The sequence below is a fragment of the Gelidibacter maritimus genome (assembly GCF_014062315.1).
Taxonomy (GTDB): Bacteria; Bacteroidota; Bacteroidia; order Flavobacteriales; family Flavobacteriaceae; genus Gelidibacter; species Gelidibacter maritimus.
Window position 1 is genome coordinate 163,045 of sequence record NZ_JACGLT010000009.1, and the last position, 11,692, is coordinate 174,736.

At 39.3% G+C, this 11,692-nt stretch carries 9 protein-coding genes; 4 read left to right on the forward strand and 5 right to left on the reverse strand.

Annotated elements, in window-relative coordinates; all coding sequences use genetic code 11:
* Positions 1 to 21 precede the first annotated feature (21 nt).
* From H3Z82_RS12500 to H3Z82_RS12515, 4 genes are all read left to right on the forward strand, one after another.
* Positions 22 to 2,925: a SusC/RagA family TonB-linked outer membrane protein gene (locus tag H3Z82_RS12500; RefSeq protein ID WP_182205847.1), complete on the forward strand. Its 2,904-nt coding sequence runs from the start codon at positions 22 to 24 to the stop codon at positions 2,923 to 2,925.
* A gap of 28 nt (positions 2,926 to 2,953) precedes the next feature.
* Complete coding sequence (locus H3Z82_RS12505; RefSeq protein ID WP_182205848.1) at positions 2,954 to 4,552, forward strand: RagB/SusD family nutrient uptake outer membrane protein; 1,599 nt, start codon at positions 2,954 to 2,956, stop codon at positions 4,550 to 4,552.
* A 12-nt stretch (positions 4,553 to 4,564) separates the two neighbouring features.
* A complete protein-coding gene (locus tag H3Z82_RS12510) occupies positions 4,565 to 5,917 on the forward strand; it encodes a SusE domain-containing protein (protein WP_182205849.1) in 1,353 nt (450 codons plus the stop codon).
* Between the two features lie 63 nt (positions 5,918 to 5,980).
* Positions 5,981 to 8,842, forward strand: a complete 2,862-nt coding sequence (locus tag H3Z82_RS12515) for an alpha-amylase family glycosyl hydrolase (RefSeq protein WP_182205850.1) — start codon at positions 5,981 to 5,983, stop codon at positions 8,840 to 8,842.
* A 64-nt stretch (positions 8,843 to 8,906) separates the two neighbouring features.
* Here H3Z82_RS12515 and H3Z82_RS12520 read toward each other — a convergent pair whose 3' ends face one another.
* From H3Z82_RS12520 to H3Z82_RS12540, 5 genes are all read right to left on the reverse strand, one after another.
* On the reverse strand, positions 8,907 to 9,260 hold the full coding sequence (locus tag H3Z82_RS12520) for a DUF488 domain-containing protein (protein ID WP_182205851.1): 354 nt from the start codon (positions 9,258 to 9,260) through the stop codon (positions 8,907 to 8,909).
* A gap of 5 nt (positions 9,261 to 9,265) precedes the next feature.
* Positions 9,266 to 9,937, reverse strand: coding sequence for a ferredoxin reductase domain-containing protein (locus H3Z82_RS12525; protein WP_182205852.1), 672 nt, complete (start codon positions 9,935 to 9,937; stop codon positions 9,266 to 9,268).
* 464 nt (positions 9,938 to 10,401) lie between these two features.
* On the reverse strand, positions 10,402 to 10,902 hold the full coding sequence (locus tag H3Z82_RS12530; RefSeq protein ID WP_317172459.1) for a DDE-type integrase/transposase/recombinase: 501 nt from the start codon (positions 10,900 to 10,902) through the stop codon (positions 10,402 to 10,404).
* A 9-nt stretch (positions 10,903 to 10,911) separates the two neighbouring features.
* Positions 10,912 to 11,238, reverse strand: coding sequence for a hypothetical protein (locus tag H3Z82_RS12535; RefSeq protein WP_182205708.1), 327 nt, complete (start codon positions 11,236 to 11,238; stop codon positions 10,912 to 10,914).
* Positions 11,239 to 11,246: 8 nt separating this feature from the next.
* Positions 11,247 to 11,645 (reverse strand): transposase, encoded by a 399-nt coding sequence (locus H3Z82_RS12540; RefSeq protein WP_182205709.1) that lies wholly within the window; start codon positions 11,643 to 11,645, stop codon positions 11,247 to 11,249.
* Between the last annotated feature and the right edge of the window lie 47 nt (positions 11,646 to 11,692).

An 11,692-nucleotide genomic window follows, 5' to 3' on the forward strand; every position in this document is an offset into this window, starting at 1 on the left:
AATCAACTTTAAAAATAGTGTATGAAAACATTTATGAATAGCTTAATGTTATTGGTATTTTTAATACCCTCAGTCATGTGGTCTCAAACCACTGTTTCTGGGACTGTAACTGATCAAGCTGACGCATTACCCCTACCGGGAGTAAATATTGTAATTAAAGGAACTACCACAGGAACGACTACAGATTTTGAAGGTAACTTCAGCATCAGTTTAAATAACGGCGATGTTGTTGTGTTTTCTTATGTTGGATACCAATCTCAAGAAATCATCTATACAGGACAATCGCGACTGAACGTTGTGCTTATTGAAGATACCGCCCAATTGGACGAAGTCGTCTTGATTGGATATGGATCTACCACTAGGCAAGACGCAACAGGTGCTGTGGAAAAAGTAGGTGAGAAAGAATTTAATCAAGGCGCCATTGTATCTCCAGAGCAATTACTGTCAGGTAAATCTGCCGGTGTACGGATCACATCCGGAGGTGGTGATCCTGGGGGTGGCTCAGAAATTAGAATTAGAGGTGGTGCATCGTTATCAGCAAACAATTCGCCTTTAATTGTTGTCGATGGATTGCCATTGGATCAACGTGGCGTACAAGGTGTAAGAAATCAATTGAATGCCATAAATCCAAACGATATTGAGGATTTTGTGATATTAAAAGATGCTTCTGCAACTGCCATTTACGGTTCGAGAGCTTCAAACGGTGTGATCTTGATTACCACTAAAAAAGGAAAAACCAATGCACCGCTAAAAGTGGAATACGACTTAAAAGCGTCTGTGGCCACGGTAAACGATTATGTAGATGTACTTTCAGCAGATCAGGTGAGAGCTATCGCACTGACGGATTCCAATTATGACGCAAGTTTATTAGGGAACGCCAGCACCAATTGGCAAAAACAAATCTATCAAACTGCTGTTGGCGCCATTCATAACATCACCATTTCTGAAGGTTATGAGAATTTTAATTTCCGTGCCAACATTAACCACACTTCACAACAAGGGATTTTAACGGGCGATTTATACGAGCGGAATGCTATCAATCTTTCAGCCGTCAAACGACTTTTAAACAATAATTTAAAATTGACCTTAACTACAAAAGGTATTTTAGATGACAACAAATTTGCCGATCACGGTGCTATTGGTGCAGCAGTAGGATTTGACCCAACCCAGAGTGTTTACAATGCTGATGGATCATATTTTCAGCATGTGGGGCAAAACCTGGCCTTTACCAATCCTGTTTTTACATTGGACAACAATAATAACAGGGCCCGAAACAAAAGAAATATTACCAATTTCAATATCGATTATAACCTGCCGTTTTTGGAAGGCTTAAAATTCAATTTGAATGCAGGTCTTGATTATTCTGAGTTATCAGGAAAGCAGTACAGCCCTTCCAGTCCCAACAGACCAGGAAGTATTAATTACAGAAATTTTTACGATGGTTTCAACAGAAACACCTTGCTTGATTTCTATTTTAATTACAAAACAACCTTAGAGTCCATCAATACAAATATCGATTTAACAGCAGGTCATTCATACCAGGAATTTTACATCAAATCTGATCGTCGTGAAACCGAAACCTCAGGAGCATTGGTGGAACGTCCAATCATAATCAATAGAAATGCATTGGAATCTTATTTTGCACGTGCAAGTTTCGATTTTGATAACAAATACTTATTGTCCCTATCCTTTAGACGTGATGGGTCTTCACGTTTTGGACCAGACAACCGATGGAGTAATTTCCCAGGAGTTTCGGTCGGGTGGAAAATGACCAATGAAGAGTTTCTACAAAACTCATTCTTTTCAAATTTAAAATTGAGAGCAGGTTGGGGTAAAACAGGACAACAAGAAATTGGTCAAAACTATGGCTATTTAGGCGTCTATACTCCGGGTAGATCAGACGCGAGTGTCCAATTTGGCTACGTCAATGGGGTGCCACAATATATAAACACCCTGCGACCTGAAGAATTTGATGAAAACCTCAAATGGGAAGAGACTTCACAATACAACGTTGCTTTAGATTTTGGCTTCTTTAATGAGCGTTTAACCGGAACTGTAGATGCTTATTACAGAGAAACTACAGATTTGTTGGCAACCATTCCAACGGCTGCAGGATCAAACCTTTCAGATTTATTAACCACCAACGTGGGGTCTGTGTTGAGTAAAGGTATTGAGTTCACTCTAAACGGTGGACTTGCCCGATCTGATGATTTCAATTGGGACATGAGCTTTAACGTGACTTTACAAGAAAATAAAATCACCAAATTGAGCTTAGGAGAGGATCCAAACTTTTTCATAGCTCAAGGCGGCATTAGTGGTGGTGTAGGCAACAACATACAGTTGTGGAGAGAGGGCTTAGACCCCTCTACTTTTTATGTGTTCAGACAAGTTTATGATACCGATGGCAAACCAATAGAAGGGGCTTATGTTGATGTCAACGGCGATAACCAAATTACCGAAGCAGATAAACAAGCCTATAAAAAAGCATCTCCTGATGCCTACATGGGATTCACTAATACCCTAAATTATAAAAACTTAGATTTTAGTTTTACGTTTAGAGGGAGCTTTGGAAATTATATGTATAACAACGTCGCTTCTGATAGAGGAAATATTACCACGGTCAATGATGCACCAGGTCAATATTATGTAAACGCCCATTCAAGCGTCTTGGACACAAATTTTAAAAAGCAGAATCTATTTTCTGATTATTATATCGAAAGGGCAGATTTTGTGAAGTTGGACAACGTTTCATTGGGGTATTTAATTCCTGGTGAAAAAATAAACTTGAGAATGTCTTTAACGGCAACCAATTTATTGACCATAACGAAATACGATGGTTTGGATCCAGAAATTTCTAATGGAATAGACAACAATTTCTACCCAAGACCACAAACTTTTGTATTGGGACTGAATTTTACATTTTAATATCATGAATAATATTAAACACACTCTTATGTTAAGAACAATGAAAAACATCTTTCTTGCCTTCACCATTGTGCTTTTTGCACAATCCTGTGAGAGCGATTTAGATTTGCAACCAGAAGACAACCGTCTCACAGCGGATGCGGCCTTTGAGGAGCCTGGAGCATATAAAGCTTTTTTAGCCAAGTTATATGCGGGGATCTCTGTCAGTGGACAGGAAGGACCTGCTGGAAACCCTGATTTAACCGGGTTAGACGAAGGATTTTCCAATTACTTACGCTTGTATTGGTCCATGCAGGAACTTACAACAGATGAAGCAATTATTGGATGGAACGACGGTACAATTAAAGACTTACACTCACAGACCTGGACTTCAGGAAACGAGTTTATCCGCACCATGTACAGTAGAATATTTTATCAAGTAGCGCTGACCAACGAGTTTTTACGTCAGACTTCAGATGGCAAATTAAACGATCGTGGGGTGGATGACAGCCTACGCTCCGAAATCCAAAACTATCGTGCAGAAGCACGTTTTATGCGCGCCCTTACGTATTGGCATGCTCTTGATTTATTTGGAAACGTACCGTTCGTTACTGAAGAAGATCCAATTGGGGCCTTCTTGCCCCAACAAATCAATCGTGCAGATCTCTTTACTTATATAGAATCTGAATTACTGGCTATAGAAAATGAAATTGTAGCAGCAAGACAGAACGAATACGGACGCGCCGACCAAGCTGCGGTTTGGATGTTGCTTTCTAAACTTTATTTAAATGCTGAAGTGTATACAGGGTCGCCGCGTTATGCGGAGGTCATTACCTATACAGAAAAAGTGATTGGTGCTGGATACACAATTCCAACGAATCCGTATTACCATCTATTTTTAGCTGATAATGACACTAATGGCACACAGTCAGAAGTAATTTTTCCAATTACTTTTGATGGTCTGCATACACAATCCTTTGGAGGTATGACCTTCTTAATCCACGCCGCAGTTGGCGGGAGTATGGATCCTGCAGACTATGGTATTAATGGTGGATGGGCAGGTTTGAGAACTACCTCTGCTTTAGTAGAACAATTTCCAGGCGAAGCCAATTCTGCCGACGGAAGGGCTTTGTTTTACACAGATGGCCAAACTAAAGAAATCAATAATACCTCAACCTTTACTCAAGGATACGCGGTAGAAAAGTTCAGAAACGTGGATGTCAACGGTGTTGCGGGGTCAGATCCTACAGGCGACATTCCTGATACGGATTTCCCAATGTTCAGATTGGCTGATGCCTACCTTATGTATGCAGAAGCATTTGTGAGAGGAGGTGGCGGCAATGCTGCAGATGCAGTAACCTATATCAACCAACTAAGAACAAGAGCTTATGGAAACACTACAGGCAATATAAATCAGGCCGATTTGACGCTCAATTTTGTTTTGTCTGAGCGTTCAAGAGAATTATTCTGGGAAGCACACAGAAGAACAGATTTGATCAGATTCGGTCAGTTTTCAGATCAAGGCATCTGGCCTTGGAAAAGAAACGTGCCTCAAGGTGCAACTACAGAAGCATTCAGAGATCTTATGCCTTTACCTGCAACAGATTTAGGCATCAACACTAACTTAGAACAAAACCAAGGATATTAAAAAAACGAACACATGAAAAATTTTAAAATATTTAGCTTATTTATTTTAGCCATGATTGGGCTAAATTCCTGTGAAACTGATGACGACGTTGTTTTCATAGCTCAAGAACCAGGTGAATTTGTTTTGACAAATTCCATCTTACCTGAATACGTATTAACCTCATCAACTGGAAGTAATCTTGGTGAGCGTTTTACTTGGAACAGTGCCGATTTTGGCGTTCCAACAAACGTGTCGTACGACTTGCAACGCTCTGTTATAGGCGACTTTAGTGATGCTGTTTTGGTAGGTACCACTGGAGGTAACGAAATTGCAATGACCATTGGCCAGATGATGGCCGTAGCGGCTGAAGCTGGACTGGATAACAATCCTGCCACTCCAGAACCAAACACGGGCTCTTTTTCTGTACGAGTACGCGCATACGCTGGTGGCGGGGGTAGCAACACAGAAATATTCTCTGACACCAAAACCATATCTGTAGTCCTTCAAGAAGCACAAACAGGTGGGAGCGGTATTTCGGAATCTACTTGGGGAATTGTTGGAGGCGCCTATAATGATTGGGCTGATACGGGAATTCCAGATGGTAAATTCTATACCACGTCAACCGAAAATGTGCTCGTTAGTTATGTGTCATTATTAACTGGCGAAATTAAATTCCGTGAAAACAACGCCTGGGACAATAACTTAGGTGATGACGGTGCCGACGGTTCACTTGAGGATGGTGGCGCGAATATCGAAGTCACTGAAGGCGATTACAAAATCACCTTAAACCTTAATGATAACACCTATACCATCGAAGAATTCTCTTGGGGTATCGTAGGTGATGGGTATAACAATTGGGGAGAAGATGGTATGCCAGATGCCAAATTTTATTATGACTATTTGACGGATACCTTTAAAGTTGGTGTAAGACTGATTGATGGAGAGATCAAATTCAGAACAAACAACGAATGGGGCAACGATTTTGGAGACAATGGCCTTGATGGCACATTAGACGCTGGAGGTGATAACATTGAGGTTACTGCCGGACATTACGCGATAACTTTAGATTTCAATTCCAATACTTATACCATTGAACAGACTGATATTTGGGGCATTGTTGGATCAGGTTATAATGATTGGGGTAATGACGGTCCTGACTTTGCATTAACTGAAGTGCAGCCAAAAATTTGGATTGGCGACATAGCGACTTTTGTAGATGGAGATATAAAATTCCGTCTCAATAACGCTTGGGACACTGACTTTGGCGATGATGGAGCTGATGGCACATTAGAAGCCGGTGGTGATGATATTGCCGTACTGGCTGGTAAGTATCGTATAAGAATGGATCTTAACGACAATACCTACAAGCTCAATAAAATAGAGTAATCTTTTAAAGTAAAAAGGCTGTTAGAAATGACAGCCTTTTTTTTAATTTAAACGGAAATAAACATGAAACATCTCTACCTTAAATTACTTTTTTTAATTCCATTATTTACGTTCGCACAACAGCAGAACGTGACCTATTCGGTTACCCCCTCTCCTTTTGAGGAAAGCCAGAATATTACCTTGACCTTTAACGGCAACAGCATCAATGAAGCCGCATGGCAAGTGACTGACAACTCTCTTTATTTATGGTCATGGTCTTATGACCTCAACCTTTCTAATGAGCAGAATTCACCAACAAACGGAACTTGGGAAGCTTCCAATGAGGCCAATAAATTGACCTATGACAGTGGCAATGACACCTATAGCATTTCTTTTACGCCAAGCACGTTCTATAACAGAACAGGATTAGGGCGCATTGGATTTTTAATAAAAGCGAAAGATGGTTCTGGGGATAAAAAATCGCAGAACATTTTAGTCGACGTAGGAACATTCCAAGTGGTATTAAGTCAGCCAACAGCAGGATCAACAACCATTATCAATTCTGGAGAAAGTTTGAGTATTACTGCACAAAACACTGGTGGAAATGCCACTTATGTTTTAAAAGAAGTTGGAAATCCAACGCCCATCAATACCCAAACGGATATTTCAAATTACGCTTTTACGCGAACCAATATTACACAAAATACCAATTTTGAATTGGAGGTCACCTTAAACGGAAATACCATAGTCAAAAAATTCTCAGTTCTTGTAGACCCAGGATCAAACATAGGAATTATGCCGATGACCTATCAAGACGGAATTACCTATTTGAGTCCGACAGAAGCGGTCTTGGTGCTGTATGCTACAGGTAAGGATTTTGTCTATGTTGCCGGAAGTTTTAATAACTGGCAACCGGACGCCACTTACGCCATGAAGAAAGATCCCACACGCAACAATAAATTTTGGATAAGACTTACCGGATTGACACCAGGGCAGATAGAAACCTATCAATATTGGGTGGTCGATAAAACACCGATTGCCAACTCGCCTAGTATGGTGAAAACAGCCGATCCTTATTCAACTTTAGTGCTATCACCTTATGACGACCCTTATATTCCAGCATCCACCTATCCAAACTTGCCAGCCTATCCAGCTGGACAGGAGCGCGAAGTTACTGTTTTACAAACCGACCAAGCAGCTTACAATTGGCAAGTGACTAATTTTACCAAACCTGATAAAGAAGATTTAGTGGTGTATGAAGTATTGATCAGGGATTTTGGCTCCAACCGAAATTTTCAAGATCTGATTGATCGCATCGATTATTTTAAAAAACTAAATATCAATGCCATTGAGCTATTGCCGGTGATGGAATTTGAAGGTAACGAAAGTTGGGGCTATAACACCTCTTTCCACATGGCATTGGACAAATTTTATGGTACAGAAAATAAGTTTAAGGAGTTTATTGATGTCTGTCATCAAAACGGGATCGCAGTTATATTAGATGTGGCATTAAACCATGCTTTTGGAAGAAATCCGATGGTACGCATGTGGATGAACGATCCAGACGGCGATGGTTGGGGCGATCCAAATACTGAAAATCCTTATTTCAATACCACCCCAAGACATAGCTATAATGTAGGTTCTGACTTCAACCACTCGAATCCAAGAACAAAGGAGTATGTCAAGCGTGTTGTAAAACATTGGATTGAAGAATTTAAAATTGATGGTTTTAGATGGGATTTGACCAAAGGTTTTACGCAAAACTGTACCGCGAATGATGAGGGCTGCACCAATGCCTACCAAGCTGATCGTGTGGCTGTTTTAAAAGAATATGCCGATTACTCATGGTCCTTGGATCCAACCCATTACGTTATTTTTGAACATTTAGGTTCTGAAAATGAAGAAAAAGAGTGGGCCAATTACAGATACGATGAAGGGAAAGGAATCATGATGTGGGGGAATATGAATCATGCTTACAACGAATTGACCATGGGATATACGTCCGATATAAGTGGGATTGGTCATAAATCAAGACCTCAATTTCAAGGGCCACGTGTTATAGGCTATGCTGAAAGTCATGATGAAGAGCGATTGATGTACAAGAATTTAATGTACGGAAACAGCACCAACAGTTCACATGATGTGAAGGATTTAAACACCGCATTGTCAAGAATGTCAGCTTTAGGTGCGGTTACACTCACCGTCCCAGGTCCAAAAATGATCTGGCACTTTGGCGAATTAGGGATGGAAAACTCCATTTTTACTTGTAATGATGGGTCTGTCAACGATCCGAGTGGAAACGATGGTGATTGTAAATTGGACACCAAACCACAGCCGCAATGGACACAAAACTGGACAGGAGATATCAACAGAAATACAATTTATAATGTTTGGGCGAGAATGATTGAATTAAAGACCACTGAACCGGTATTTAAAGGCGATTATACGATGACCTCCAATAACTTAACGCCATCCATTGAAATTTTTGACAATACTTTACCTGCAAGTGCACTTAACAAGGTGGTTGTTTTGGCAAATTTTGATGTGACTGCCCAAACGCTGAATACTACAATACCTTCAGGACAAACTTGGTATGATTTGATGGATGCAAGCGGAAGCACCACTTATAGCGATGGCACTGTAACGATTGCTGCAGGGCAGTTTAGGATTTTCGGTAATCAAGCATCAACCTTGAGTACGGACGTCTTTGATAATGTTTCGGGATTCACCATTTATCCAAACCCCACAAATGACACTTTTAAGATTAATAAAGAAGTCCATCTGCTTGATGTTTATGATATAACTGGCAAACGTATCAAATCGTTTAAAGGTGATTTTACTAAAACGGATAGTTTTGACATTTCCGATTTGAAACAGAGCATTTACTTGATACAAGTTGAAAATAAAAATGGACAAGTTTTAACTTCAAAGTTAATAAAGATGTAGTCTTTAGATGATTTGCTAAATATAAAGCTTCTCAGAAATGGGAAGCTTTTTTCTTTTTGAAAAATCAATTACTATGTTCCAAAACCTCTTTAAGCACCACAGCTTGATTATGCTCTTTATCTTTTGCGCCAAAGAGTAAAGTGACTGTTTGATCTTTCGTCTTTTGTCTTAATTTCTTTAAAGTCTCGGTTTGGGCTTCCAGTTCTTTTTTATATTTCTTAGAGAAGTCATCAAACTTATCGGGGTCGTGGTCAAACCACTTTCTAAGTTCGGTAGAAGGTGCCAAGTCTTTGTTCCATTCGTCCAATTGAGCATCTTCTTTAGAAATACCTCGGGGCCAAATTCTGTCCACCAAAATACGGTAGCCATCACTTTTTGATAGCGATTCATAAATCCGTTTTATTTCGATTGGTTTCATCCCGACTAAAATTCCTCCTTGACAATTTGTCCCTTCTTTACATTCAAATTGGATAATTGTTTCTCTACAGCCTCCATCATCGGTGGTGGTCCACAGATATAAAAATGTTTGTCATAGGCAAGTCCACAGTTTTTTAAAAATTTCTCAGTGATATGTCCATGCTCAACACCCTCAACCGTTTCTTGAGATAAAATATTAATAAAATTATTTCCTAACAGCTCTCGGAATTCATTTTTGAGAATGATATCATCTTTGGTCTTATTGGCAAAAATGAGTTTATTATCTCCCAATTTGTTCTGCGCCTTCAGATTCCTGATAATTGAAATAAATGGCGTGACGCCCGCGCCACCAGCAATAAATGTGCCTTCGCCTTTATAGGCAATGGCCCCAAACACCTCGTTGATAATCAAATGATCACCAGCTTCTAACGACCGTAATTTATTGGTAACTCCTTTTCGTGATGGGTAGGTTTTGATCATAAATTCGAGATCCTGATCTTCTGGCAGCGAGACAAATGTAAATGGCCGTCCTTCATTTTCCCATCCTGACTCATTTATAAATATTTCCGTCGCTTGCCCTGACTCAAAGTTCATCCCGTCTGGTTTTTCGACCACAATATGCAACACATCATGTGTAGCGTAGCCAATCGATTTTATGGTTACTTCTTGATTTTTCATTGTTTCGCTGCTTTAATAATTATTGAGTGGGCTTATATTTTGAAAGGTCTTGTTTGTAATGCACCTATCCATTAGAGTATAAAAAACCATAAAGGATACAAAAAATTTGATGTTTTTTATTTGTTATTCATGCTTTATTAAACTTCGGAGATTGGTTAAAGCCCCTGCTCTAGCAAAACCATAACATTTACTGAAAAATGAAACTATAAAGTATCTCCTGCAGATATCGCAAAAACGAGCAGCTGTTAGCATCTTAACTTGGCAAACGACAGCCCTGAAACCTGTGGCTAAACTCTTTAACTGACTACCTTCCAAGCTCCTATACCGACAAACCTACATCTTCGTCCATTCGCCGCTTCAACAGCCCGCCCGTACCATCCGCCTGGATGGATTCATTCAGGCAAGAAATGGTACGTTCGGGCAGGTCAATAATCTGTACTTCCCTGAATAGAGTTGACCGTTTTTTAGTTATTTATTTCATTGTTAAAAATAGTTATTTTTGGTCTATCTTCAGGTTTCAAGGTCGACCAATATTCCTCAAAATTGTTTGGGCTCATTTTTGGTAAATTTTTATGGGTTCTTATTTCATTGTAATTTTTTACAGCTTTTGCTACACATTGTTTTAACTGAAGGAATGTTTCAGGTTTCCAATAATCTAGATACTCTTCCTTTATAGTTCTGTTGATACGTTCCGCATATGCATTGTCCAATCCACTTAAGGACATACTTATCTTGGTTCCATTGCTTACCAATAAATCTATATACCTATGATAAGTGTATTGGCTTCCTCTGTCCGAATTATGAACCTCAGGTGCATTATTTTCCTTTAGCGCCATTTTAAGAGCTTCTAAATTGGCTTGGGCCCGCATGTTATCCGATACTATAAATCCAACAATCTTTTTTGTATAAACATCTATTATGAACACAGCGTAATAGTGTTTGCCATTAAGTGGCAAATAGGTTATATCCGATTGTCATAATACGTTTGGTGCGTTTATTCTTAAGCCTTTTATTAGATTGGGATAAAACTTCTTGCCTGCTATTGTTGTACGTTTATAATTCTTCTTCCTTTTTATCCTGTAACCGAGATCCATCATGGTTTCTATAAACCGATCCCTACCTATAAAATCCGGATTTAATATATCGTACATCTTTTCAACTCCACAACCAGGATGGTCCTCCCGAAGATCATCTGCCTCTAAAATTAATTGAGACACTCGGCCATCGAAAACTGCTTGTCGCCGTGCATACTGACTGACAGCTTGTTTACTTATGCCTATGGTGTGATAAAGCTGGTTCATACTAAAGCTTATTTTTTCTTTATGTGTCCTGAACCAGTTGATTGTGGAGTGCTGAAGTTTTTTTTGATATCTATATTTAAATCGTCCTTTGCGATATCAATCATCTTCTCCAAATAATCTATCTTGATCTGTTTGCGCCCAACTATGGCTTCAAGCTCCTTTATTCGAGCCTGTTGTTCTTTCATCTTCTGGGTGCTACTGTTTTTCATCTCTACAATTCTTGAACCTTTTTCATTAAAGGTAGAAAATTTATGAATCCATTTGTAAATCGATACATTACTTATATTATGCAATTTCTCCAACTGAGTTACACTGAATTCTCCCGATTCAAAGTCTTTTACAATTTGTAGTTTAAACTCATCCGAATAAATGCGTTGCTTTTTCAATAGTTTAATGTTTGCTTTCATAAGTTTACACTTTGTTTAAAGTGGTCAACCTATACTAGGGACATACA

Excerpts from the sequence above, each read along its gene's own strand:
- H3Z82_RS12515 (WP_182205850.1), top strand. The coding sequence starts at position 5,981 with ATGAAACATCTCTACCTTAAATTACTTTTTTTAATTCCATTATTTACG.
- H3Z82_RS12525 (WP_182205852.1), bottom strand. The coding sequence starts at position 9,937 with ATGAAAAATCAAGAAGTAACCATAAAATCGATTGGCTACGCTACACAT.
- H3Z82_RS12505 (WP_182205848.1), top strand. The coding sequence starts at position 2,954 with ATGTTAAGAACAATGAAAAACATCTTTCTTGCCTTCACCATTGTGCTT.
- H3Z82_RS12510 (WP_182205849.1), top strand. The coding sequence starts at position 4,565 with ATGAAAAATTTTAAAATATTTAGCTTATTTATTTTAGCCATGATTGGG.
- H3Z82_RS12500 (WP_182205847.1), top strand. The coding sequence starts at position 22 with ATGAAAACATTTATGAATAGCTTAATGTTATTGGTATTTTTAATACCC.
- H3Z82_RS12520 (WP_182205851.1), bottom strand. The coding sequence starts at position 9,260 with ATGAAACCAATCGAAATAAAACGGATTTATGAATCGCTATCAAAAAGT.
- H3Z82_RS12540 (WP_182205709.1), bottom strand. The coding sequence starts at position 11,645 with ATGAAAGCAAACATTAAACTATTGAAAAAGCAACGCATTTATTCGGAT.
- H3Z82_RS12535 (WP_182205708.1), bottom strand. The coding sequence starts at position 11,238 with ATGAACCAGCTTTATCACACCATAGGCATAAGTAAACAAGCTGTCAGT.